Source organism: Plantibacter elymi (nom. nud.), from assembly GCF_900177795.1.
GTDB classification, from domain to species: Bacteria; Actinomycetota; Actinomycetes; order Actinomycetales; family Microbacteriaceae; genus Plantibacter; species Plantibacter elymi.
Genome location: NZ_FXWJ01000001.1, coordinates 865,747 through 888,186 on the forward strand (window position 1 = coordinate 865,747; position 22,440 = coordinate 888,186).

Below are 22,440 nucleotides of genomic sequence, written 5' to 3' on the forward strand. Positions count from 1 at the left end.
CTCACCGTAGCGAGGGTCGGCCCTCCGGCTGCTTCGTCCCGAGCTCCGCACCGCGTTTCCAGAGCCATTCGACGGGGCCGAGTGCGAACCGCCGGAGCCAGAGGTGGGCGAAGCCGGTCACGAGCGCGGCGATGACGACGAACGCGGCGACGGTGACCGGGACACGCCACGGAGCGGTGAGTTCGGCGAGGCCGAAGCCCCAGCCGTAGAAGATCGCGCCGCCGAGGAGGTTCTGGAGCAGGTACGCGCTCAAGGCGACCTTCCCGAGTTCGCGGAGGCGTGAGGCGATCCAGCCGTCGGTGCCGAAGCGGCGACAGAGCTCGACGGTGGCGCCGAGGATGCCGAGTGCCACGAGGGGCGCGGCCAGGTAGCGTTCGGCGAGGAGCCCTGCGGTGCCGCCCCAGATCCCGAGGGCGAGGTCGACCGGGAGCGCGCAGGCCCCGATGATCATCAGGCGGCGTCGGAGTCGACCGCCGGTCTCCCCGAAGACCCCGGCCTGGAAGAGGTGTGCGCCGGCGAGGAACATCGCGAGCGTGAGGAATCCGATCAGCACGGGCTCCGCGCGGAAGACCCCCACGTTGTCGAGCCGGAAGATCGCCAGGCCGAGGAACGTTTCAGTGGCGTAGGGGCTCGGTCCGGCGGGGAGCGGGAGGTCGCCCGACATCGCCGGCGTCGTGGCGATGAACGCGACGATCGTGCTGATGAGGAGGACGTGCAGCGCGCCGAAGACGGCGATCATGGCGCGCTGGGCGCGGGGCCTGGTGAGCAGGAGCCAGGCGACGATGGCGCCGGTGACCGCATAGCCCATGAGGACGTCGAACTCTGCGATGAGGACGTAGTTCACGGCACCGTCGATGAGGAGCAGGGTGGTGCGCCACAGGTACCGGCCCGGCCAGCGCTGCTCGCGTCGGCGTGCGGTGGCGTGCTGGATCGCGAGTCCCGCGCCGAACATCAGGGTCAGGAGGGCGAGGAACTTGCCCTGCGTGAGTGCCATGAGGGCGAGCTGGATCGTGCCCGCCGCGGGGCCGGTCTCCGGCGTCACCGGGGCCGAGAGCATCCCGAGCAGGCCCCAGGGGTGCGAGAACACCCAGATGTTCGTGCCGAGCGTGCCGAGGATCGCGAGTCCGCGGACCACGTCGAGTGCGGCGATGCGTCGGGAGGTCGGCGGCGATGGCGGCAATACGCTCGTATTGGTCATGTGAAGACCGTACCCTGTCCAGTGGGCGATGGCGAAAGCGGAGGCGATGACCGAGCAGGACACGAACAGGGATCGGATCCTCGATGCACTGCTGCGGATCATGGCGTCGCGCGGAGCCGATGCGCTGACGATCCGCACGGTCGCGAGCGAGGCCGGTGTCTCCGTCGGCGCGGTCCAGCATCACTTCCCGACGAAGGACCGGCTGGTCGTCGCGGCGATGACCGAGGTCAACGAGCGGTTCCGTCGGCGTGTGGCAGCGCGGCTCGGGGCTGTGGCGTCCGAGGAGGAGCGACTTCGGATCTTCTGTCGTGAGATCGCCTGCATCGAGGGTGATGACCTGACCGATGGGATCGTCTGGGTCGCCTTCGCCGCGCGGGCGAGCACGGAGACCGAGGTGCGAGCGATCCACGCCGCTGACTGGGCCCGCACCGAGGAGGTCCTCCTGCGGCTGCTCGTCGCCGCGTTCCCTGATGACGGCCTGGCCGCGGACGATGCGGCGCTCCTGCTCGCGGTGCTCGACGGCATCGCGGTCGCGCGAGCAGCGGAGCAGTCCGAGCGGATGACGCCGGAGCGCGCCGAACGCCTGATCGACGCGACGCTGCGGAGCCTGCGCCGCGCGTGCTGAACGGCGCGGGTCCGGCTCAGTCGACGTCCAGTTCGAGCTCGACGAGGTAGCCGACGAGTCGGAGTTCGACCTCGCTCGTCGCCGTGTCGAGTTCTCGGACCTCGACCGCCGCTTGAGCCGCTGCTCGGACGTCGGCGTTCTCGAATTCCGATTCCGGCGGGATCCGTGGCGCGAGGCTCACGACCGGGAGTCCGGGGACCGGTTCGTGATGCGTGACGTACTCGGAAGGGCGCGAGCCAATGAACACGCCGCTCCCCGGCGGGCCGACGGGGCGCAGTGCGGCCCGGGCGGCTCCTTGCGGTAACAGGGGACGTTTCGTGCGCACCAAGCGGGACGGCATCGACACCCTCGACAGCTTCGCCAGCCTGCCCGTCAGCCGCTCCGGTGCGGCGTCCTCCTCGTGGTGCATCTCGACACCGTCGATCCGCGCCGTCAGATCCGCACCGATCGCCTCGGTCAGCCAGGTCCGCTGTCCATCGTCGACGGGCCAGACTGAGAGGGTCACCCGTTGGCCGGGTTCCAATGGCCCGCCGCAACAGTCCCACTCCCAGGGGCTGAGCCAGAGCATCCGCCGGGTCATCCGTGCCGACTCGGGGTTGGTGGTTCGCAGGCGCGAGACCAGCTCGGTCGTTGGTGCGGTCAGGACGCGGAGGGCGATCGCGTCGCCGGGCATCGGTACACGGCCGAGCTCGCTGAGTCCCCAGCTGCGGTACATCGCTGCCGCCTCGGTCGCGCGCTCGTAGACGCCGATGACCGTCTGCGTCTCGGAGCGGTCCTGCAGGACGGCGGCCAGGCAGCCGCGGGCGATCCCACGTCCGCGCTGATCCTCCGCGACGGCGAGTTCGTGGACGACGACGGCCTCCACCGGATGCGCGAGGGCGGCCGCAGCCGTGCTGCTGGAGTCGGCCAGTTGCGCCAGGATGCCGAGCCAGGCCGGGTCGGCGTCGAGGCCGTGGGCGAGCGCGAAGCCCACGATCCGGCCGTCGACCGTGGCGATGACGAGGCGTCCGCCGCGGTGGCCGAGATGCTCCGGGCCCCACTGCCGGATGGTCGCGAGGTCGATCGCATCCTCGTTGTACGGCTCGGCGGTGAACGCCGCGACGAACAGCTGCGTGACCTCACCCCACACGTCGTCGGGTGCGGATCCGGTGAACGAGGTGTAGCCGACCGGGCTCATCATCCAGCCAGCATAGGGAAGTGGCGCGACCGGCTCAGTTCATTCGCCCATGTTTGGGCGAGCGGACACTGCGTGGCCCAAGAATGGGCGAACGAACTGAGGCCTAGAGCGTGTTGCCGAGCTTGAAGCCCTGGGCCTCGTCGCCCTTGCGGGTGTAGGAGAAGCCGTCGGCACCGATCGTGACCTCGAGTTCGGAGTCGTCGGTCCGGGAGACGACCGGCTTCGGCTCGCCGTCGAGGTCGAGCACGAGCGACGCGTCCGTGTACCAACTCGGCACGACGGCGTTGCCCCACCAGTCGCGCCGCTGGTTGTCGTGCACGTCCCACGTGACCACCGGGTTGTCGGGGTCGCCCGTGTAGTAGTCCTGGGTGTAGATCTCGATCCGGTGGCCGTCGGGGTCACGGATGTACAGGTAGAACGCGTTCGAGACGCCGTGCCGGCCGGGGCCGCGCTCGATGACGTCCGACATCCGAAGCGCGCCGAGCTTGTCGCAGATCGCGATGATGTTGTGCTTCTCATGCGTCGCGAACGCCACGTGGTGCATGCGTGGTCCGTCACCACCCGTCATCGCGGTGTCGTGCACCGTCGGCTTCCGGCGCATCCAGGCCGCGTACGTCGTCCCGGCCTCGTCCTGGATGTCCTCCGTGACACGGAACCCGAGGTCCTCCATGTACGCGACCGCCCGCGGCACGTCGGGCGTGACCTGGTTGAAGTGGTCGAGCCGCACGAGCGCGCCCGGTGTGTACAGGTCGTAGCGCCACGCCAACCGCTCGACGTGCTCCACGTCGTAGAAGAACTCGTAGGGGAACCCGAGCGGATCCTCGACGCGCACCGAGTCGCCGATGCCTTTCACATACCCCTCGGCCCGACGCTCCACCCGGCACCCGAGCTCCGTGTAGAAGGCGACCGCGCGGTCGAGGTCCTCAGGACTCCGCACCCGGTAGCTGAACGCGGCGACCGCCGCCACCGGCCCCTGCCGCAGCACGAGGTTGTGGTGGATGAACTCCTCGAAGCTCCGCAGGTAGACGGTCGTCTCGTCCTCCTCCGTGACCACGAGGTCGAGGACGTCGACGTAGAACTTCCGGCTCGCGGCGAGATCCGTGACGACGATCTCCATGTAGGCGCACCGGAGGATGTCCGGCGGGGTGGTGGCGGGCGTCGGAATGCGGTTCACGGGCACGGGGATCGGGTCGGTTGCGGTCACGACGGGCTCGGCCGACGACGGGGTGATGGGGTTCGACATGATCTGCGTCCTTGCTGATCTCGATTGCTGGGTGGAGGTCGACCGGGAGCGGTCAGTGCGCGGCCTGCAGCGGCACACCGGTCCCGAAGCGCGGGGAGTGCGCCTGGTTCAGCGTGATGTGCACCGCCTGCTGGTCGGTGTAGAAGTCGATCGAGCGGTAGCCGCCCTCGTGCCCGAGCCCTGAGGCCTTCACCCCGCCGAACGGGGTGCGGAGGTCGCGCACGTTGTTCGAGTTCAGCCACACCATTCCGGCCTGCACGTTCTGGGAGAAGGTGTGGGCGCGCTTGAGGTCGTTCGTCCAGATGTAGGCGGCGAGCCCGTACTTCGTGTCGTTCGCGAGCGCGAGCGCCTCCTCGTCGGAGTCGAAGGGGGTGATGGCCACGACCGGTCCGAAGATCTCTTCCTGGAAAATGCGGGCGGTCGGCGGGACGTCGGCGAAGACCGTCGGCGCGACGTAGTTGCCCGTCGGGAACCCCTCGGGGCGACCGCCGCCGGCGACGAGGCGGCCCTCGGTCTTGCCGATCTCGACGTAGCCCATGACCTTCTCGTAGTGCTCCGGGTGCACCAGCGCGCCGACCTCGGTGGCCGGGTCGTTCGGGTGCCCGACGACGATGTTGCGGGCCCGCTCGGCGTAGCGCTCGACGAAGTCGTCGTAGACACTCCGCTCGACGAGGATGCGGCTTCCGGCGGTGCAGCGCTCGCCGTTCAACGAGAACACCCCGAACACCGTCGCGTCGAGGGCGTCGTCGAGGTCGGCGTCGGCGAACACGACGGCCGGTGACTTGCCACCGAGCTCCATCGAGAGCCCCTTCAGGAACGGCGCGGCGTTCGCGAAGATGAGCTGACCGGTGCTGCTCTCGCCGGTGAACGAGATGAGCGGCACGTCCGGGTGCTTCACGAGGGCGTCGCCGGCGTCCTCACCGAGCCCGTTCACGAGGTTGAACACCCCGTCGGGCACACCGGCGTCGCGGAAGATGTCCGCCCACAGGCTCGCCGAGAGCGGGGTGAACTCCGCCGGCTTCAGGACGACCGTGTTGCCGGTCGCGAGGGCCGGAGCGAGCTTCCAGCTCTCGAGCATGAACGGCGTGTTCCAAGGCGTGATGAGCCCCGCGACGCCGATGGGCTTGCGGTTGACGTAGTTGAGCTGCCGCCCGGGCACCTTGTAGGTGTCGTCGTGCTGGGCGACGATCAGGTCGGCGAAGAACCGGAAGTTCTCGGCGGCGCGCTTCGCCTGACCGAGCGCCTGCGTGATCGGCAGTCCGGTGTCGAAGCTCTCGAGCTCCGCGAGGCGGGCGTCCTGCGCTTCGACGGCATCGGCGACCCGGTGCATGATCCGGCTGCGCTCGCGGGGGAGGAGCCGCGGCCACGGACCCTCGTCGAAGGCCCGCTTCGCTGCGGCGACGGCGAGGTCGATGTCCGCCTGCTTGCCGGCGGCGGCCTGGACGTAGGTCTCGTTCGACACCGGATCGAGGACGTCGAAGGTGTCGCCGTCGACCGAGTCGACGAACGCGCCGTCGATGTAATGCCGGATACGGTCGGGCAACGCTGCCGGAACGTGCTGGGTCATGGGTGGTTCCTCCGGTCGGTGGTGGACGGCGGTGACGACGTCGGGCGGGCCGCGGTGGGCGGCTGGTGCTCCGCCTGGTACGCGAGCATGGCGTCGAGGGTCGCCGTGCGGTGGTCGCGGGCGGCGATCTCGATCTCGAGCGGCTGCGCGCCGGCGGCGATGAGTTCGAGGATGCCGTCGTGCTCGGCGACCGACTCCCGCGCGCGGCCGGGCACGAAGCTGAACGTCGAATCGCGGAGCGCGTTCAGCCGCCGCCAGCCGCGGTGGACGAGGTCGAGGACGTGCGGGTTCGGGCACTCCTCGAAGAGGACGGTGTGGAACTCCAGGTTCAGCGCCGTGAACGCGTGCGGGTCGAAGTCGTCGAGCGTGCGGCGCATCCGCTCGTTGATCTCGCGGGCGCGCGCCAGATGGTCGTCGGTGAGGTAAGCGGCACTCATCGAGGTCGCTGCGCCCTCGACGAGGGCGAGCGTCTGCATCGTGAAGAGGTACTCGGTCTCGTGCAGCATCGCGACCTGCGCGCCGACGTTGCGCTCGAACGTCACGAGCCCCTCGGCCTCCAGCCGGCGGATCGCCTCGCGCACCGGGACCACGCTGATGTCGAGCTCACCGGCGATCTGTCCGAGCACCAGCCGGTACCCGGGGACGAAGCGCCCCTCGTCGATGGCCTCGCGGATGAACCGGTAGGCGCGCTCGGACTTGCTGAGCGACGCCTCCTGCCCGGTCGTCGGGTGTGGTCGGCTCATCGTCCCTGCTCGCTCTCGTATCGCGCCCGCCACTCGGCGTTCAGCGGGAAGAGGCCGTCGACGGCGGCACCGCCACGGACCTGCTCGGCGATCCAGGCGTCCTCCGCCTCCTGCACGACCGCCTCCGCGGCGACCTCGGCGGCGAGCGCCCGGGGGATCGCGATGACGCCGTCACCGTCCCCGACGATCACGTCGCCCGGCAGGACGGTCGCCCCGCCGCAGGTGATCGCGACGTCGGTCTCCCACGGCACATGGCGGCGCCCGAGGACGGACGGGTGCGGACCCTGCGAGAAGGTCGGCAGGTCGAACGCCGCGACCTGCTCGGCATCGCGGATCCCGCCGTCGGTGACGACCCCGGCCGCTCCGCGCTGCTGCGCCCGAAGTGCGAGGACGTCGCCGACGGTGCCCGTGCCGCGCTCGCCGCGTGCCTCGATCACGATGATCTCGCCGGCCTCGACCGTGTCGAAGATGCGCTTCTGCGCGTTGAACCCGTTGCCGCGCTCGGCGAAGAGGTCGGGCCGGTAGGCGACGAAGCGGAGCGTGCGGGCCACGCCGACCATGCGAGTGCCCGGTCGCGAGGCGTGGACGCCCTCGATGAAGACCTCGGTGTACCCGCGGGCCCGGAGCTTGGCGCTGAGCGTCGCCGTCGAGACCGAGGCGAGCTGCTCGGCGACCGCGGGATCGAGTGGTTCGGCGGGCGATGCGGCGGTGGGAGGCTCAGCCGGTGCGGGCAGACCCGCCGCCGCAGCGTCCCCCCAGGCTTCGATCCGCTGATGGTCGTCGGCGGCCGGCTTCGCGCCGAACCCGCCGAAGGGCTCGGTGCCCTCGACGACCGTCGTCACGAGTCGACCGCTCGTCGGGGTGCCGGGTGCGGTCGGTGCGTCGACCTCGACCTCGACGACGTCGCCGGGCACGACGACGGAGGAGCCGGCGGGTGTACCGGTCAGGATGACGTCGCCGGGCTCGAGCGTCGAGAGCTGCGAGAGGTCGGCGATGAGCTGGGCGAAGGGGAAGAGCAGTGTGTCGCTCGTGTCGTCCTGGACGACGACACCGTTGACCCAGGTGCGCACACGGAGGGCGGCCGGATCGATCTGCTCGGCGGGGATGACGGACGGGCCGAGCGGCGTGTAGCCGTCGCCGCCCTTCGAGCGCAGGTTCGACCCCTTGTCGGCACTGCGGAGGTCGTAGAGCCCGAAGTCGTTCGCAGCGGTGACGCCCGAGACGTGCTGCCAGGCGTCCTCGACGCGGACGCGGCGGGCCGCGGCACCGATGATGATCGCGATCTCGCCCTCGAAGGCGAGCAGCTCCGCGCCGACCGGGCGCTCGACGGTGCCGTCCGTGCCCGAGACGGAGGACCACGGCTTGAGGAAGTACGAGGGGTGCTCCGGTGTGCGGCCGCGCTGAGCCGCCCGTGACGGGTAGTTGAGGTGGACGGCGATGATCTTGCCGCCCCCGCTCTTCGGGAGGCCTTCGATGCCCTGGTGGCTGCTCATCACACGTCCTCGTTGTCGGTATCCAGAATCGTATACGATCCGCACGCGGCGCGGAAGGGTCAGTACCCGTCGCCGCGGGTCGCGTCGCTCCGGCCGTCGATGAAGCGCTCGGCCAACTGCTCGGATGCGCGTGCGAGGAGCGACACGTCCGCACCGACGAGGACGAAGGACGCCCCGCGGTCGAGGTAGTGCTCCGCCATGACGGGGTCGAAGGCGTTCACGCCGGCCGGCTTGCCCGCGGCGGTGGCGGCATCGAGCACCCGCTCGACGGCGCTGACCACGGTGGGGTGCCCCTGCTGACCGAGCAGGCCGAGCGACGCCGAGAGGTCGGCCGGACCGACGAACACCGCGTCCACGCCGTCGACCGCGAGGATCTCCTCGGCCTGCTCGACGGCCTCCGCGGACTCGATCTGCACCGTGAGCGACACCGAGTCGTCCGCCTGCGCGAGATAGTCGTCGACCCGGTTCCAGCGGGAGGACCTCGCGAGCGCGCTGCCGACCCCACGGACGCCCTGCGGCGGGTACCGCACGGCCTGTACGAGCGCCGCCGCCTGCTCGGCCGACGACACCATGGGCACGATGAGGTTCTGCGCCCCGAGGTCGAGCACCTGCTTGATGACGACCGCGTCGCCGAATGGCACCCGCACCAGCGGGCACACCGGGGAGGCGGCCACCACCTGCAGCTGTAGCTGGATGCTCTCCAGGGTGTTCGCCGAGTGCTCGCCGTCGATGAGGAGCAGGTCGAGCCCGCTGCCCGCAGCGATCTCCGCCGCGATCGGGCTCCCCGACACCACCCACATCCCGACGAGGGGTCGGTCCGCGGTGCGCAGGCGCTCGCCGAAGGTAGGCGGCAAGGTCATTCGAATCGGCATGTCACGGCTCCCAGTCCCTGGTATTCGGCGTGGACGGTGTCGCCCCGCTCGACCCACATCGGTCTCGTGAACGATCCCGACAGGATGATCTCCCCGGCGGCGAGACTCCCGCCGTGCTGGGCGAGCTTTCCGGCGAGCCACGCGACGCCGAGTGCCGGGTGCCCGAGGACGGCGCCGGCGACGCCCGACTCCTCGATGGTCTGGTTGCGGTAGAGCAGGGCCGAGACCCATCGCGGGTCGATCGCGTCCGGGCGGACGGGCGTTCCGCCGAGCACCATGGCACCGAGGGCCGCGTTGTCGGCGATGGTGTCGACGATCGTGCGGCCGTCGAGTTCGATGTGGGAGTTGAGGACCTCGAGCGCCGGGACGATGTGGTCGGTCGCGTCGAGCACCTCGAAGATCGTGCAGTGCGGCCCCTGCAGTGGGCGACCGAGGACGAACGCCAGCTCGACCTCCACGCGGACGTTGGAGTAGGCGTCGAAGTCGAGCGTCGCGCCCGAGTCGAAGACCTGGTCGTCGAGGATGACGCCGTAGTCGGGTTCGGTGATCCCGGTGGCCTGCTGCATCGCCTTCGAGGTGAGGCCGATCTTGTGGCCGACGACGCGCCGACCGGCGGCGATGCGGCGTTCGGCCCACAGCGCCTGCACGGCGTAGGAGTCCTCGATGGTCATGTCCGGGTGTCGGGCGGTGAGCAGGGGGATGACGCTCCGCTCCTCGTGCGCCGCCGCCAGCTCGTCGGCGATCGCCTGTCGTTCGTGATCCTGCATCGCGTCCCGTCCTCATCTGCGTCGACTGCGGCCTGCGATCACGATACGGTGCGTCGTCATCGACTGCCTCTTGCGCGGTGATCACGATTGTATACGATGTGGTGTACATTCTGGCGGTCCAATGACGGGCCGCGACGGACAAAGGGGTCTCGAGACAATGACAACCGCATCACTGGCGCGAGCGACGACGCCCGCGGAACTCCGGCGCGTGGCCTTCGCCACCGTCATCGGCACCACGGTCGAGTGGTACGACTTCTTCCTCTACGCGAGCGCCGCAGGACTCGTCTTCTCGCAGCTCTTCTTCCAGCCGGCGGGACCGCAGGCCGCGCTGCTGCTGTCGTTCGCGACCGTCGGCGTCAGCTTCCTGTTCCGGCCGCTCGGCGCGTTCGTCGCCGGGCACTTCGGCGACCGCATCGGCCGGAAGAAGATGCTCGTCATCACGCTCTTCCTCATGGGAGCCGCCACGACGCTCATCGGTCTGCTGCCGACGTACGACCAGATCGGGATCGTCGCCCCCGCCCTGCTCGTGCTCCTGCGTATCCTGCAGGGGCTGTCGACCGGCGGGGAGTGGGGTGGCGCCGTCCTCATGGCCGTCGAGCACGCCCCCACCGGTCGCCGCGGCCGGTTCGGGGCGTTCCCGCAGATCGGCGTCCCGATCGGTCTCCTCCTCGCCTCCGGCATGCTCGCCCTCATGACGGGGGTGATCTCGCCCGGCGCGGCGTTCCTCGAATGGGGCTGGCGCATCCCGTTCCTGCTGAGCTTCGTCCTGATCATCGTCGGCTACGTCGTGCGCCGGAAGGTCGACGAGAGCCCGGTCTTCGTCGCCCTCGCCCGCAACAAGGAGCGCCGCCGGGTCCCGATCGTCGAGCTCTTCCGCCACCACTGGCTGCTCGTGCTGCTCGCAGCGCTCACCTTCGCCGGCAACAACGCCGCCGGCTACATGACCACGGGCGGCTACATCCAGAACTACGCGACGACGCCGCTCGCCGACGGTGGCCTGGTGGGCATGGAGCGGACGCCGGTGCTGCTCGCGGTGACGGGGTCGGCCATCGTCTGGCTCATCGTCACGTGGTTCGCGGGTTCACTCTCCGACCGGATCGGCCGACGCAACACCTACATCATCGGTTGGGTCGCGTTCCTGGCCACCGTCTTCGTGCTCTTCCCGCTCGTCAACACCGGTGACCCGTGGCTGTTGTTCCTCGGGCTCGCGCTGTTCACGATCGGCAACGGCTTCACCTACGGGCCGCAGGCGGCGTACTTCGCCGAACTGTTCCCCGCGTCGATCCGCTACACGGGTGTGTCGGTCACCTACGCGATCGGGGCCATCCTCGGTGGCGCGTTCGCACCGACGATCGCGACCTGGCTGGTGCAGGTCACGGGGTCGTCGACGAGTGTCGCGTTCTACATCGCCGGCATGATCGTTATCGCCTTCGCGGCGACCCTCCTCCTGCGTGACCGCACGGGCATCCCGCTCGGTGGCGAGGCGGAGGACGAGCAGAGCCGTGGTCAGGTCTACGGCGCGCGGAGGTAGCCGCGGTCAGACCGACGACGCGATGGTCGCGGCCCCCTCGATGAGGCGGGCCGCGATCTCGGTTTCGGGTCGGCTGCTGGAGACGTAGACGACCGCGAGGGCTGAGGCCGGCGAGCCGTGCGCGGCGAGCGGCGCGGCGATGGCGCGGAGGCCGGTGATGACCTCGTCGTGGCTCGACGCCCAGCCCTGTTCGCGGACCACCGCCAGCTCGGCGCGGTGGTCGTCGTCGAGGGCGTCCGGCCATTGCGACGCAGGCAGCCGGGACGCGATCGCCTTGCCGGGAGCGCCGACGCCGACCGGGTGCCGGGTGCCGGGCCGCTGGGCGATCGACCCCATCGTGTGCCGTGGCTCGACGCTGACGAGCGTGACGATCTCATCGCCGTCCAGCACGGTGAGGAAGCAGGTCATGCCGAGCTCGTTCGCGATCGCCGTCAGCTCGGGCAGGGCGGCGGCCTGCAGATCGTGCGAGACGCCGGCGGCGAGGGCTGCCAGGCGCGATCCGAGTGCGATCCGTCCCGTACCGTCGCGGACGACCAGGCGGTGGTCTTCGAGCGTGCGCAGCAGCCGGTAGGTGACGCTGCGGTGCAGGCCGAGCGTCGCGCTCAGCGCGTCGATCGTGAGCGGGGTGCGCGCGTCGGCCAGGACCTCGAGGATCCGGATGCCGCGCGAGAGCGTCTGGGAGTGGGCGCTGCTGGCATCGGTCACGCTCCGACCCTATCGACGAGCCCCCTGAGTCGCCCGGATCGGTGCGATTCTTCGTCGAAACCGTGCAGCGTCGGGCGACTCAGTCGTCGATCGGGTAGGCGACGAAGGCGAACCGTGAGCTGTCGGGTGCCCAGCTGTTCACGTTGAGGGTGCCCTGCCCGCCGAACAGCGGGTAGCGGCGGAGCGGGGTCGCCCAGTCGTCGGTCGAGACGAGCCGGACCTCGACGTCGAGGTCGGCGGGGTGTCCGATCGTGCCGGCGGGGAAGGCGATGTACGAGGCCAGGCGGGCGTCGGGGGAGAGGTGCGGGAACCAGTCGACGGTGTCGCTCACGACGAGCTGCTCGAGCTCGCCGCCGCCGTCAGGGATCCGTGCGAGCTGCGCATGGCCCGGGGCCGTGCCGAAGTGTTCCGTGTTGCAGAGCAGCCACCGGCCGTCGGGCGACCACTCCGGGCCGTCGAGGTGGCCGTCGCCCGTGTCGAGGACGGTGACGGGACCGCCGCCCTCGACCGCCGGAGCGATCGCGAGTCGACCGGGGTGCTCGAAGCCCTCGAGCTCGACGTACGCGATCCGGGTGCCGTCGGGCGAGACGCCGTGGAGGAAGTGCCACCGGTCGTCGTCGGCGGTGAGCTTCGTGACCGGCCCACCGGTGAGGGCGCCGCGGTAGATGTGACCGTCCATCGCCGAGAGGAGGATGTGCTCGCCGTCGGGGTCGAGGACGTGGTCGTTGTTGAGCTCGGGGAGGCCGTGGAAGTCGATCGGCGTGAGCCCTACGGCCGGGTCGTCGACCGTGAGCGCCCAGAGCCGCCCGTTGCCGTTGAGGTACAGCGTCCGGCCATCGAGGGACCAGTTCGGCGCTTCGACGAGGAGCTCGTCGGTCTCGAAGAGGAGGGCGGGCGCGTCATCGTGCGGCCCGCCGAGCAGGACGCTGGAACGCTGGCCGGGGGTGAGGGCGCGGAAGGTCATGCGCCCATCGTCCTCCAGTCCGTCGTGATCCGGGAGGACCGTTCCTCCCGGATCAGGATCGGGCGACTACTTGACGAGCGCGAACCCCGCGGTCCAGGAGATCTTCTCCGACGCCGCCAACGTGAGCTGCAGGAAGCCGATCGCCTCGAGTTCGTGGGCGCGCTTGAGGGACCCGGCGTCGACGGCCTCGAGACCACCGTCGGTCACGAGCTGCTGGAGTGCGGCCTTGGCGTCGGCGTCGTCCCCGGCGATGAGGACCGTGGTGGCCACATCGCCGACCTGCTTCGCGGCGAGGGTCGCGGCGAAGTTCGTGTTGAAGGCCTTGAGGACGTGGGAGCTCGGGAGCTTCGCCTGCAGTTCCGCTGCGGCCGAACTGCCGGCGGGGACGGTGAGGGCGTCGAAGGTCGAGAAGTCGAGGGGGTTGGTGATGTCGACGACGACCTTGCCCGCGAGCTGGTCGGCGTACTGCTCGACGATCGTCGCGAGGGCCGGGTAGGGGACCGCGAGGACGACGACGTCGCCGGTGATCGTGCCGGTCTCGGCCGACCCGAGGTGGTCGACGGAGGCGCCGCCTGCTGCGAGGACGCCGGCGATGGCGCTTCCCATGTTGCCGGTTCCGAAGATGGTGACGTTCGTCATGACGATGCTCCTTCTCGTGGCCGCCTGGTCACGGGTCAATTGGTTGTTGGTACAACTAACGTAACACCGGTTAGTTGTACGCGCAACTATTGCTACGCTGGAGGCATGACCGACACGCGATGGCTGAGCGACGACGAGCAACGCTCCTGGGTGCGCTTCGCCGCGGTGCTCGAACTCCTGCCGGCCGCGCTCGACCTCCAGCTCACGCGGGACGAGCACCTGACGCACTTCGACTACTTCACGCTCGCGATGCTGTCCGAGACCCCGGGCCGCACGCTGCGCACCTCGGCGCTCGCGGCCCGGACGAACGCGACGCTGCCCCGCTTGTCGCGGGTGCTGACGCGCTTGGAGGAGGCCGGCTTCGTGGCGCGGACACCGTGCCCGGAGGATCGACGGGCGACGAACGTGACGCTCACCGATGCAGGCTGGGACAAGGTCGTCCAGGCTGCGCCGGGCCACGTCGAGCATGTGCGGTCGCTCGTGCTCGACGCACTGACGCCGACGCAGATCGAGCAGCTCGGCGAGATCTCCGCAGCCCTCCTGACGAAGCTCGACCCCGACGGGCGGATGTTCGCCAGCGAGGCCTGATCTCCGTCACCTGGGGGATTCGCGGCGCTCGAGGGCTGCGTAGCGTGGGGCTCGACGTCGTGGACACCACCGAGCGCGACGCGGATCGGAGCGAATGATGACCGGATCGACGCAGCCCGAGCCTGCACCACGCGGGGACGAGGTGCCCCAGGACGGTCCAGCCTCGGCGGAGCCCGAATCGACGCCACCGCCCACCTCGCTCAACGGTGGGACGACTTCCGTCTGGTACTTCGTCGGCGCCACGTTCCTCTTCGCCGGACCCCTGATCTTCGGTGTCGACGACTTCGGGTTCTTCCGGATCATCACCCTCGTCCTCGGGGCGGTCGTCATGGTCGCCGGGTTCGTCGTGCTGCGACGTGAGAGCGGCAAGCGGTCCTGAGGGCGCTGACGCCGGGTTGGCCCGCCAACTGTTCAACCGGCGAGCCGTTCAGCCCGCCAACCGTTCAGCCGGCGGGCCGTTCAACCGGCGAGGCCGTCAGCCCGCGAGGAAGGCCCTGATGCCGTCGAGCAGGCGGTCGACGTCCTCGTCCGAGGTGTACGGGGCGACGCCGACCCGAAGGCCGCCGACGTCGTCGAGGCCCAGCGCCGCGAACGGCTCGACCGCGTAGAACGAGCCCGCCGGTGCGAGGACGTCGCGTGCGGCGAGGAACGCGGCCGCGTCGGCTGCACGCCTGCCCGGGAACGTCATGAACAGCGTCGCCGTGCGCTCGGCGGCTCGCGAGTGCAGCTCGACGAGCGGGCCGAGCTCCGCGAGGGCATCCTCGATGCGGGTGCGCAGCGCGAGTTCCCGTTCGTGGACGGCCGCGGCGGAGGCCACCAGACGGTCGCGTCTCGTCGTGGCGTCACCGGGGTCGATCGATGCGAGCACGCCGATGGCCGCCGTCACGCCGGCCATGAGCTCGTAGGGCAGCGTGCCGAACTCGAAGCGTTCGGGCACCACGTTCGTCGACGGCAGCAGCTTGTCGGGGTGGATCGACTCGAGCAGCGCGGGCGACGCGGCGAGGACACCGCAGTGCGGCCCGAAGAACTTGTACGGCGAGCAGACGAAGAAGTCGGCACCGAGGGCGTCGACGTCGACGACGTGGTGCGCTGTGTAGTGGACGCCGTCGACCCAGACGAGCGCGCCGACCGCGTGCGCCCGGTCGGCGATCGTCCGCACCGGCGGGATGGTGCCGAGGAGGTTCGACGCTGCGGTCACGGCGACGAGCCGGGTGCGCTCGCCGAGGGTCGCGTCGAGCGACTCGAGGTCGAGCTCGCCGGTCGCGGCATCGAGCTCGATCCAGCGCACCGTCGCGCCGGCGCGTTCCGCGGCCTGGACCCACGGGCGGACGTTCGCGTCGTGGTCCAGCCGGGACACCACCACCTCGTCGCCCGCCGTCCAGCCGCGGGACAGGTGCTTCGCGAAGTCGTAGGTGAGCTGGGTCGCGCTGCGACCGTAGACGATGCCGCTCGGGTCGGCGGCGAGGAGGTCCGCCATCGCAGCGCGGAAGGCGACGACCGCGTCGTCAGCCCGTCGTTCGGAGGCGACCGAGGTTCCTCGGTTCGAGAGCGGGCCCGTCAGGGTGTCGAGGATGGCCTGGCCGACGGCGAGCGGCGTCTGGGTGCCGCCGGGGCCGTCGAAGTGGGCGATGCCCGAGGCGAGGGAGGGGAACGCGGTGCGGAGGAGGGCGACGTCGAGGGTCATGCGTCCATCCTGCCGCGCCAGGAGCCTGAACGTGCGGACCAGGGGAGCGAGCGCGCCATCGCTTGATACAGTGCCTGTGTGTCCATGCTCATCGCTCCGCCCCGTGTCGGGCGTCTGGAGGTCGTCGGCGTCCGCAACGCCGGCCCGAGAGAGCAGCGCACCCGGTCGACCACCTCACCCACCCGGTGAGGACGTCGGCCTCGTCCATCGCGCTCGTCCGAGCGACGACGACGGGGCCGCGCACCCTGACGCACCCACCGCAGCGCATCGACGCGCGGAGGGTCTCTCCGCCGTCTCCACGACGGCCCAGCCGAAACCGGTGAACCCATGATCCCCCTGAACGAATCCCAGATCCGAGCCTCCTTCGTCAACGCGTCGCGCAAGGAGGTCAGTGACGTGAGCCTGCCCGTCGACTTCGACACGCTCGACTTCGAGGTGCGTGACTTCCTCGGGTGGCGCGACAAGAAGCTGCCGCGACGCGCGTACGTGGTCACGATCGTCGACGGCGAACCCGTCGGCATCCTGCTCCGGCAGGCCGACGCGGCACCCCGCACCCGGCCGCAGTGCGCGTGGTGCCAGGACATCACGCTCAGCAACGACGTCGTGTTCTACAGCGCGAAGCGGGCCGGACAGGCCGGCAAGAACGGCGACACCGTCGGCACGCTCGTCTGCGCCGACTTCCAGTGCTCGGCCAACGTGCGGAAGCTGCCACCGCTCGCCTACGTCGGTTTCGACGCGGAGGCGGCCCGCCAGGAGCGCATCGCGACGCTCAGCGTCCGCGCCGCGTCCTTCGCCTCCTCGGTCCTGAACGGCGTCGGCTGACCCGCTGAGTCGCCCGGGTCTGCACGAAATCCAGTGATTTTCGCGCAGATTCGGGCGACTCAAGGCTCGGGAGTCAGGCCCCGCCAGAAGACGCCGACGGCGCTCGTCACGAGGTCGTCGGCCGGGACGCCGTCGAGCAGGCCGCCAGAGGCGAGCGCGGCGATGCCGTGGAAGGTCGCGAACGCGACGAGCGCGATGTGGTGCGGATCGCCGGCGGTGATCGCCCGGATCTCCTGCCCGGCGGTGACGACCCGGACGACGATCTCCATCGAGGCGTGACCGGCGGCGAGCAGCTCCTCCCGGGCATCGGGCGCGTGCTTGAGGCCGAACATGAGCGAGAGGAGGGTCGGCTGAGCGAGCGCGAAGCCGACGTACGCTCGGGCCAGTGCGCCGACCTGTTCGCGGGCACCTGCCGACGACGTGACCTCGGCTTCGGTCGCCCGCTCGAGCGCCGCGGAGAGACGACGGAAACCGTCTTCGGCGAGCGCGTCGAGGAGGGCCTGCTTGTCGCGGAAATGTCGGCTCGGCGCCGCGTGGCTGACGCCGGCATCGCGGGCGAGGCGGCGCAGCGACAGCTCGTCGACGCCGTCCGTCTCGAGGCTGGCTGCGGCGGCCTCGAGGAGCGTCCGGCGGAGGTCTCCGTGGTGATAGGGCTGGGCTGACACGAGACGAGCCTACCGCCATGTTGACATTGACAACACGAGCAGAGACGGTGATGATGTCACTGACAACATTCGTGTACTGCCAGCTGAAGGATTCCCCATGACACTCGATCTCCGCGGTGGCACCGCACTCATCACGGGCGCGAGCTCCGGCCTCGGCGTCGAGTTCGCCAGACGGTTCGCGAACCGCGGGTCGAACCTGGTGCTCGTCGCAAGGCGCGCGGATCGCCTCGAGGTGCTGGCGGCCGAACTCCGGTCTGCCTCGGGTGCCGAGGTCACGGTCGTGCCGGCCGACCTCGGCGTCGCGGGTGCCGCCGAGTCACTCCACGAGGAGCTGGATCGCCGCGGTGTCCGGATCACCTCGCTCGTCAACAACGCCGGGTTCGGCAGCCACGGTGCCTTCGACCAGGCGGACCCGGAGCGCATGACGGGAGAGATCCAACTCAACGTCGGGACCCTCGTCGAGCTCACGCGTGCGTTCATGCCGCAGTTGCTCGAGGGGTCCGGCGCCCTGGTGACGGTCGCGAGCACCGCTGCCTACCAGCCGACGCCGGGCATGGCTGTCTACGGCGCGACGAAGGCGTTCGTGCTGAGCTTCACCGAGGCGCTCTGGGCAGAGGCCCGTGGCACCGGGCTGCGGGTGCTCGCCGTGAGCCCCGGGCCCACCCAGACCGAGTTCTTCGACGTCGTCGGAAGCGAAGACGCTGCTGTCGGCCGCAAGCAGACGAGCGCGCAGGTCGTCGACACCGCGTTCCGCGCGCTCGACCGGGCTGACGGTGGCCCCAGTGTCGTGTCCGGCCGCAGCAACCACCTCACCGCGCTCGCGACCCGACTGCTGTCGCGTCGGACGCTCGCCCGCACGAGCGCCCGTGTCCTCGGCGGCGTGCGGATGGCCCGCTGAGTCGCCCGGATCTGTCGAAAATCCGGCCAATTTCGTGCAGGTTCGGGCGACTCAGCGGCCGGCGAGGGCGGCGCGCACCGAGGCGACGACGGCGCGGAGGTCACGGAGATCGTCGGCCGTCAGCTCGATGACCGTCCAGCCCGCGGCTCGCAGGCGGTTGGAGCGCGCACGGTCCTTGCGCCACCGGTCGACCTCGACCCGGTGATAGTCACCCTGGTATTCGATGACGATCCGCGCTGCACGGTGACAGAGGTCCGCGCGGGCGAGGAACGAGCCGTTCGCCGCCCGGATCTCCTGGTTCGGCTCGAACCCGATGACGCCTCCGCGGACGAGCGCGACGCGGACGATGGACTCGGGCGGTGATTCCGCGCGGTGATCGAGCAGCGGGAGTGCGGCGGCGATGGCTCCACGGCCGCGCCGACTCGGATAGCGGGCTGCAGCCTCCTCCAATTCGGCCAGGCCCGCGGTACTCGTCCGAAGCAGATGGTCGCCTGTCGCGACGAGATCGGCGAGCGGGAGCGTCGCGGCAAGGTCCAGCCACGTTCGAACCGGACTCGTCAGTCGGATGTGACCGCGGACGATCACGTCGTCCTCGTCATCGATCGTGATCGACCGACCGGCGATCCCGGCGGCGTGCGGAGCGCGAGCCGGGGCGGCCACGGCGAGGTCGAGGCGATCGGGGGTGGAGAGCCGGTACGGGAGCGGCAGGCCGAGCAGGAGCGCAGCGGTCGGACCGCAGACGAAGACCCGGTCGGACAGGCGGTGCAGGAACGCGCGGCAGCGATCCTCCACGGTCTCCATCGGGCGGGCGGACCGGATGCCGTGACCCGGTTTGTCGAGGCGACGACTGCGGAGTTCGCCGGGTGTCATCCCGCTGCGGAGCGCGTCGCCGACGAGGAACGGTCCGTCCGGAAGCTCAGCTGGCATCCCTTCACTGTGCCTGCGCGGAGTGGTTCCCCGTCCACGTTCTCCACAGGTCCGCTGAGTCGCCCGGATCTGCACGAAATCCAGTGATTTTCGCGCAGATTCGGGCGACTCAGGCGGTCGGGGCGGTCAAAGACGAGGCGCGGACCTGCAGCTCGGGGAGGACCTGGGTGCGCTGCGTCGGGCGACGACGGCCTTCGGACAGGCGGGCGACCATCGTCTCGACGGCCATCCGACCGATGTGCTGCTTCGGCGGGCGCAGCGCGGTGATGGGCGGCTCGCCGTTCTCCGCCACCTCGTCGTCGTAGGCGACGATCGCGAGATCCTGGGGGATCCGCACGCCGCGGTCGAGGCAGTGGTGCTCGAGCAGGATCGCCTGCGGGTCGGCATGCACGAACAGCGCGGTGGTCCCCGTGGCGAGGCACTCGTCGACGAGCGCACCCAGGCGGGCGTCCCTGGCCCCGTTCTCGACGTCGTCGATCTCGGCGTTCACCGTCAGGCCCGTGTCCAGCCCGAGGTCCGCGGACGCCCTGGCCCACCCGCGCCGCAGGTGGTCGGAGGTGGGGGAGTGCCGAGCCGCGGCGATGCCGATGCGGCGGTGCCCCTGCTCGTACAGGTGGCGGACGGCGAGCACCGCGCCGAACTCGTGGTCCGTCGTCACCCACTCCAGTGAGCGCAGCGCGAGCGATGACGGCGCGCGACGCTCGGCCAGCACGACCGGGATCGGCAGCGCATCGAGCCAGGCGAGGAGGGCGTACCCGTCCTGGCCGGCGGTGTCGGGTGCGGCGATGAGGCCGTGGATCCCGCCCGTCTCCACGAGTGCGGCCATCTGCCGGCGCTGGTCGGCGGGGTCGTAGGACGAGCCGCGGAGCACGAGCTGCGAGCGGCTGAGGGCGGCCGTGGCCCGGGCACCGTTGACGATCTGCGGCCAGTAGTAGCTGAGCGACGGCACGACCATGCCGATGCGGTATCGGGCGGGGCCGGCGGCATCGGCGGATCGCGCGACCGTCTGGTCGAGGGAGCTCCGGGCGGTCGCACCACCGTGGACGCGCGTGACGAGCCCGAGGTCGGCGAGCGCGGTGATGTCGCGTCGGATCGTCAGTTCCGTGACGCCGAGGAGGACGGCGAGTTCGCGGACGACGACGGAACCGTTGCGCCGGACCTCGTCCATGATCCGTTCGCGGCGCTCGATGCCGAAGACCTGTGAGGGTCCGGTGCCGCCCGTCGGTCCGCGGTCGCCGGAGACGTCGTCGTCGCTCATCGTGCGGCCTCCACGGTGACGAGCAGACGATCCGCATCGGGACGCGGCAGCAGCCGCACACGGGTGATCGTGTCGCCCCAGGACGATCGCATCATCGGATCGTCGAGTCGGACGACCTCGATCGCGACCTCATCCGCGTCGTGCTGGAGCATCACGTCCCGGACGCCGGCGACCGGTCGACGGACGCGCAGACTCGCCTGGTCGACCTCGGTCACGTCGCCCCACAGCATCAGGGTGACGGCCGTGCCCGCCGTGTCGTCGAGCGTCCAGACGTCCTCGATCACGACCCGCGACGACGTGCGGTCGAGCGTCGCGGTCCGGCGCCAGTGTTCGTGCTCCACCAGCCCGTAGGCCGCGGCGAGGTCCATCGACCAGCTCGCCTGTGCGCCCTGGTCTCCGCCCCGGCGATCGCGCGCCGCGAACGCCGAACCGTGCTGCTGCAGCAGACCGCGCGGTGCCGGGACGCTGTGCCAGTCGCTGCGCATGCACCAGATGTCGTAGCGGTCCGGGCCGAAGGTCCGTGCGTCGTAGGTGGGCCGTCCGGGATCCATGACCGCGGGGACGCCGTCGAGCGCGACGATCACGCTCCCGAGGTCGTTGTGGTTGTGGTTCTCGTCGTTGTGGCCGCCCTTGAGGCTGACCGCGAGTCCGTCGGGTCGCCCCTCGTGCTCACGGGCGAGGCTCACGCCGATCGACGACAGGTCGACGGAAGCCGGCAGCGGCAGGGCTGCGCTCCGGGCGTCCGCGACCGCCCACTCACGATCGAGGCAGACGCGGACGAGACGCCCGAGTCCGGCCCGGTCCGTGGCGACGGGGGCGTCGGGATCGCGATGTGCCGTTGCGTACGCGACGACGTCCGGTAGCTCGAGTCGCCGGCCCCAGCGATGCAGCAGATCGAACGGGAGCGAGCGGTCACCGCGTGCTCGGGCATCCGCGACGTTCACGTACCAGTCGGCGGACAGCTGCATCCGCAGTGGGAAGCGGAGCGACTCGGGCAGCAGGTCGAGGCCGTCGAGCGCGAGGCGACCACCGGCGAGACGATCGAGGGTCTCGACCGCCTCGAGGGCGCGAGCCGCTCCGTTCCACCAGTACTCCCAGCCCTCGTCGATCGCGCCGTCCCGGGGGAGGCCAGCCAGGTAGCGGTCGATGCCGTCGACCGCTCGGTCGATGACGAGTTCAGCGCGGTCCCAGGTGCAGAGCACCGCCGCCGCGGCGATCGTATTGCCGAGGATCCAGGGGTTCCAGTTGTGGAGGACGCCCGGTTCATCCGCATCGTCGACGTCGAGGCCGAGCCAGTGCCAGTCGTCGCGGTCGAGGAACGGCCGGAACACCCGCTGCTCGGCCTCGGCTCGCAGCCGGTCGGTGAGTCCCGGGTAGCGCTCGTCGAGCTCGTCGCCGAGGACGGCGATCGCCCAGGCGACGGCCGCGACCGCCTCACCGGCGCCGAGGTCGAGGAACGGTTCGTCGAGCGACGGCGTGACCGTCCCGAATCGGCGGAACGCGTCGTCGTGGGCCGCCCAGCACCAGGTCGTCTGCTCCGCGAGGAGCCACAGGCCGTCGGCGACCTCGGCGAGCGGGTCGTGCGGCGCGGCCACCGCCACACCGGCTGCGGACGCGGCGGCGAGGACCACGGCGCGGGAGAGGCGTGCGAGTCGGTCACCGACCGCCGTCTCGTAGGAGAGGCGCTCCCCGGCGAGCGGGTAGGCGCTGTACTGCGAGAAGAGCGGCTGCGGCCAGGGCGTCGCGGCACGGTCGTCCCGCGCTGCTTCGGTGGCGGCCTGCGCCACGAACGCGTCGAGCAGCCGCCGATCGATCGAGCTCCAGTCGCCGTCCGGCACGATGGGCCGGAGTGCGGTCGCCGGGCGCTGTGACCACGCCGTCACCAACGGTCCGTGCGACCGACGTCGCTCATCGGTGGCCGGTGCGGCAGGTGCGGTCTGCGAGGGTGGATTCACGACGTCTCCATGATCATCTTCGATCGAGCTTGTTCGTTTGTGATCGATTGTTTTGACTCCGATCGGATTGGAGTATTCACTACCTGACAACCGCATGCAACCGCGGCCCACTCGAAGGA

General features: G+C 70.5%; 22 protein-coding genes. 6 read left to right on the forward strand and 16 right to left on the reverse strand.

Features of this window, described 5'->3' with window-relative positions; all coding sequences use genetic code 11:
• Position 1 precedes the first annotated feature (1 nt).
• On the reverse strand, positions 2 to 1,198 hold the full coding sequence (locus CCK91_RS04210; RefSeq protein WP_086472977.1) for a DUF418 domain-containing protein: 1,197 nt from the start codon (positions 1,196 to 1,198) through the stop codon (positions 2 to 4).
• A 46-nt stretch (positions 1,199 to 1,244) separates the two neighbouring features.
• Here CCK91_RS04210 and CCK91_RS04215 point away from each other — a divergent pair, with 46 nt between their 5' ends.
• Positions 1,245 to 1,823 carry a TetR/AcrR family transcriptional regulator gene (locus CCK91_RS04215; RefSeq protein WP_165766983.1) on the forward strand — a complete coding sequence of 193 codons (579 nt, stop codon included), beginning with the start codon at positions 1,245 to 1,247 and terminating at the stop codon, positions 1,821 to 1,823.
• Between the two features lie 16 nt (positions 1,824 to 1,839).
• On the opposite strand, the gene CCK91_RS04220 is transcribed toward CCK91_RS04215, so the two are convergent.
• The 7 genes from CCK91_RS04220 to CCK91_RS04250 form a co-directional block, all read right to left on the reverse strand.
• A complete protein-coding gene (locus tag CCK91_RS04220; RefSeq protein WP_086472979.1) occupies positions 1,840 to 3,003 on the reverse strand; it encodes a GNAT family N-acetyltransferase in 1,164 nt (387 codons plus the stop codon).
• A gap of 100 nt (positions 3,004 to 3,103) precedes the next feature.
• Positions 3,104 to 4,243, reverse strand: a complete 1,140-nt coding sequence (hpaD, locus tag CCK91_RS04225; RefSeq protein WP_086472980.1) for a 3,4-dihydroxyphenylacetate 2,3-dioxygenase — start codon at positions 4,241 to 4,243, stop codon at positions 3,104 to 3,106.
• 52 nt (positions 4,244 to 4,295) lie between these two features.
• Positions 4,296 to 5,810, reverse strand: a complete 1,515-nt coding sequence (gene hpaE, locus CCK91_RS04230) for a 5-carboxymethyl-2-hydroxymuconate semialdehyde dehydrogenase (RefSeq protein WP_086472981.1) — start codon at positions 5,808 to 5,810, stop codon at positions 4,296 to 4,298.
• A complete protein-coding gene (locus CCK91_RS04235) occupies positions 5,807 to 6,553 on the reverse strand; it encodes a GntR family transcriptional regulator (protein ID WP_086472982.1) in 747 nt (248 codons plus the stop codon). Before CCK91_RS04235 ends, hpaE begins: the two co-directional genes overlap by 4 nt.
• Entirely contained in the window at positions 6,550 to 8,046 is a 1,497-nt protein-coding gene (locus tag CCK91_RS04240) for a fumarylacetoacetate hydrolase family protein (RefSeq protein ID WP_207568178.1), read from the reverse strand. Before CCK91_RS04240 ends, CCK91_RS04235 begins: the two co-directional genes overlap by 4 nt.
• Before the next feature lie 59 nt (positions 8,047 to 8,105).
• The gene (locus CCK91_RS04245; protein ID WP_086472983.1) at positions 8,106 to 8,918 is read right to left on the reverse strand and encodes an HpcH/HpaI aldolase family protein; all 813 of its coding nucleotides are present in this window, start codon (positions 8,916 to 8,918) and stop codon (positions 8,106 to 8,108) included.
• Positions 8,903 to 9,685 (reverse strand): 2-keto-4-pentenoate hydratase, encoded by a 783-nt coding sequence (locus tag CCK91_RS04250; RefSeq protein ID WP_064297105.1) that lies wholly within the window; start codon positions 9,683 to 9,685, stop codon positions 8,903 to 8,905. The genes CCK91_RS04245 and CCK91_RS04250 overlap by 16 nt, the downstream gene beginning before the upstream one ends.
• 157 nt (positions 9,686 to 9,842) lie before the next feature.
• Between CCK91_RS04250 and CCK91_RS04255 the strand changes: the two genes are divergently transcribed.
• Positions 9,843 to 11,216 carry an MFS transporter gene (locus CCK91_RS04255; RefSeq protein WP_086472984.1) on the forward strand — a complete coding sequence of 458 codons (1,374 nt, stop codon included), beginning with the start codon at positions 9,843 to 9,845 and terminating at the stop codon, positions 11,214 to 11,216.
• A 6-nt stretch (positions 11,217 to 11,222) separates the two neighbouring features.
• Here the strand turns inward: CCK91_RS04255 and CCK91_RS04260 are convergent, their stop codons facing one another.
• The 3 genes from CCK91_RS04260 to CCK91_RS04270 form a co-directional block, all read right to left on the reverse strand.
• The gene (locus CCK91_RS04260; protein WP_086472985.1) at positions 11,223 to 11,921 is read right to left on the reverse strand and encodes an IclR family transcriptional regulator; all 699 of its coding nucleotides are present in this window, start codon (positions 11,919 to 11,921) and stop codon (positions 11,223 to 11,225) included.
• Positions 11,922 to 12,000: 79 nt separating this feature from the next.
• A complete protein-coding gene (locus tag CCK91_RS04265; protein ID WP_086472986.1) occupies positions 12,001 to 12,885 on the reverse strand; it encodes a TolB family protein in 885 nt (294 codons plus the stop codon).
• A 66-nt stretch (positions 12,886 to 12,951) separates the two neighbouring features.
• Positions 12,952 to 13,524: an NADPH-dependent F420 reductase gene (locus CCK91_RS04270; protein WP_086472987.1), complete on the reverse strand. Its 573-nt coding sequence runs from the start codon at positions 13,522 to 13,524 to the stop codon at positions 12,952 to 12,954.
• A gap of 105 nt (positions 13,525 to 13,629) precedes the next feature.
• Between CCK91_RS04270 and CCK91_RS04275 the strand changes: the two genes are divergently transcribed.
• Both CCK91_RS04275 and CCK91_RS04280 read left to right on the forward strand, forming a co-directional pair.
• A complete protein-coding gene (locus tag CCK91_RS04275; protein WP_086472988.1) occupies positions 13,630 to 14,112 on the forward strand; it encodes a MarR family winged helix-turn-helix transcriptional regulator in 483 nt (160 codons plus the stop codon).
• A gap of 97 nt (positions 14,113 to 14,209) precedes the next feature.
• Positions 14,210 to 14,491 (forward strand): hypothetical protein, encoded by a 282-nt coding sequence (locus CCK91_RS04280; RefSeq protein WP_133059933.1) that lies wholly within the window; start codon positions 14,210 to 14,212, stop codon positions 14,489 to 14,491.
• A 96-nt stretch (positions 14,492 to 14,587) separates the two neighbouring features.
• Here CCK91_RS04280 and CCK91_RS04285 read toward each other — a convergent pair whose 3' ends face one another.
• Positions 14,588 to 15,796, reverse strand: a complete 1,209-nt coding sequence (locus CCK91_RS04285; RefSeq protein ID WP_086472990.1) for a cysteine desulfurase-like protein — start codon at positions 15,794 to 15,796, stop codon at positions 14,588 to 14,590.
• A 327-nt stretch (positions 15,797 to 16,123) separates the two neighbouring features.
• Here CCK91_RS04285 and CCK91_RS04290 point away from each other — a divergent pair, with 327 nt between their 5' ends.
• The gene (locus CCK91_RS04290) at positions 16,124 to 16,618 is read left to right on the forward strand and encodes an FBP domain-containing protein (protein WP_086472991.1); all 495 of its coding nucleotides are present in this window, start codon (positions 16,124 to 16,126) and stop codon (positions 16,616 to 16,618) included.
• 59 nt (positions 16,619 to 16,677) lie between these two features.
• Here CCK91_RS04290 and CCK91_RS04295 read toward each other — a convergent pair whose 3' ends face one another.
• A complete protein-coding gene (locus CCK91_RS04295; protein ID WP_086472992.1) occupies positions 16,678 to 17,283 on the reverse strand; it encodes a TetR/AcrR family transcriptional regulator in 606 nt (201 codons plus the stop codon).
• 97 nt (positions 17,284 to 17,380) lie between these two features.
• On the opposite strand from CCK91_RS04295, the gene CCK91_RS04300 reads away from it, so the two are divergent.
• Positions 17,381 to 18,181 carry an SDR family NAD(P)-dependent oxidoreductase gene (locus CCK91_RS04300; protein ID WP_086472993.1) on the forward strand — a complete coding sequence of 267 codons (801 nt, stop codon included), beginning with the start codon at positions 17,381 to 17,383 and terminating at the stop codon, positions 18,179 to 18,181.
• A 51-nt stretch (positions 18,182 to 18,232) separates the two neighbouring features.
• Here the strand turns inward: CCK91_RS04300 and CCK91_RS04305 are convergent, their stop codons facing one another.
• The 3 genes from CCK91_RS04305 to CCK91_RS04315 form a co-directional block, all read right to left on the reverse strand.
• On the reverse strand, positions 18,233 to 19,108 hold the full coding sequence (locus tag CCK91_RS04305; RefSeq protein ID WP_086472994.1) for an endonuclease domain-containing protein: 876 nt from the start codon (positions 19,106 to 19,108) through the stop codon (positions 18,233 to 18,235).
• Between the two features lie 109 nt (positions 19,109 to 19,217).
• On the reverse strand, positions 19,218 to 20,366 hold the full coding sequence (locus CCK91_RS04310) for a substrate-binding domain-containing protein (RefSeq protein ID WP_207568179.1): 1,149 nt from the start codon (positions 20,364 to 20,366) through the stop codon (positions 19,218 to 19,220).
• Positions 20,363 to 22,249, reverse strand: a complete 1,887-nt coding sequence (locus CCK91_RS04315) for a heparinase II/III family protein (protein WP_119863538.1) — start codon at positions 22,247 to 22,249, stop codon at positions 20,363 to 20,365. Before CCK91_RS04315 ends, CCK91_RS04310 begins: the two co-directional genes overlap by 4 nt.
• Positions 22,250 to 22,440: the final 191 nt, after the last annotated feature.

Bases quoted from the DNA above. Each gene is read 5' to 3' on its own strand.
- CCK91_RS04210 (WP_086472977.1), bottom strand. From the start codon at position 1,198: ATGACCAATACGAGCGTATTGCCGCCATCGCCGCCGACCTCCCGACGC.
- CCK91_RS04215 (WP_165766983.1), top strand. From the start codon at position 1,245: ATGACCGAGCAGGACACGAACAGGGATCGGATCCTCGATGCACTGCTG.
- CCK91_RS04220 (WP_086472979.1), bottom strand. From the start codon at position 3,003: ATGATGAGCCCGGTCGGCTACACCTCGTTCACCGGATCCGCACCCGAC.
- hpaD (WP_086472980.1), bottom strand. From the start codon at position 4,243: ATGTCGAACCCCATCACCCCGTCGTCGGCCGAGCCCGTCGTGACCGCA.
- hpaE (WP_086472981.1), bottom strand. From the start codon at position 5,810: ATGACCCAGCACGTTCCGGCAGCGTTGCCCGACCGTATCCGGCATTAC.
- CCK91_RS04235 (WP_086472982.1), bottom strand. From the start codon at position 6,553: ATGAGCCGACCACACCCGACGACCGGGCAGGAGGCGTCGCTCAGCAAG.
- CCK91_RS04240 (WP_207568178.1), bottom strand. From the start codon at position 8,046: ATGAGCAGCCACCAGGGCATCGAAGGCCTCCCGAAGAGCGGGGGCGGC.
- CCK91_RS04245 (WP_086472983.1), bottom strand. From the start codon at position 8,918: ATGCCGATTCGAATGACCTTGCCGCCTACCTTCGGCGAGCGCCTGCGC.
- CCK91_RS04250 (WP_064297105.1), bottom strand. From the start codon at position 9,685: ATGCAGGATCACGAACGACAGGCGATCGCCGACGAGCTGGCGGCGGCG.
- CCK91_RS04255 (WP_086472984.1), top strand. From the start codon at position 9,843: ATGACAACCGCATCACTGGCGCGAGCGACGACGCCCGCGGAACTCCGG.
- CCK91_RS04265 (WP_086472986.1), bottom strand. From the start codon at position 12,885: ATGACCTTCCGCGCCCTCACCCCCGGCCAGCGTTCCAGCGTCCTGCTC.
- CCK91_RS04270 (WP_086472987.1), bottom strand. From the start codon at position 13,524: ATGACGAACGTCACCATCTTCGGAACCGGCAACATGGGAAGCGCCATC.
- CCK91_RS04275 (WP_086472988.1), top strand. From the start codon at position 13,630: ATGACCGACACGCGATGGCTGAGCGACGACGAGCAACGCTCCTGGGTG.
- CCK91_RS04280 (WP_133059933.1), top strand. From the start codon at position 14,210: ATGACCGGATCGACGCAGCCCGAGCCTGCACCACGCGGGGACGAGGTG.
- CCK91_RS04285 (WP_086472990.1), bottom strand. From the start codon at position 15,796: ATGACCCTCGACGTCGCCCTCCTCCGCACCGCGTTCCCCTCCCTCGCC.
- CCK91_RS04290 (WP_086472991.1), top strand. From the start codon at position 16,124: ATGATCCCCCTGAACGAATCCCAGATCCGAGCCTCCTTCGTCAACGCG.
- CCK91_RS04300 (WP_086472993.1), top strand. From the start codon at position 17,381: ATGACACTCGATCTCCGCGGTGGCACCGCACTCATCACGGGCGCGAGC.
- CCK91_RS04305 (WP_086472994.1), bottom strand. From the start codon at position 19,108: ATGCCAGCTGAGCTTCCGGACGGACCGTTCCTCGTCGGCGACGCGCTC.
- CCK91_RS04310 (WP_207568179.1), bottom strand. From the start codon at position 20,366: ATGAGCGACGACGACGTCTCCGGCGACCGCGGACCGACGGGCGGCACC.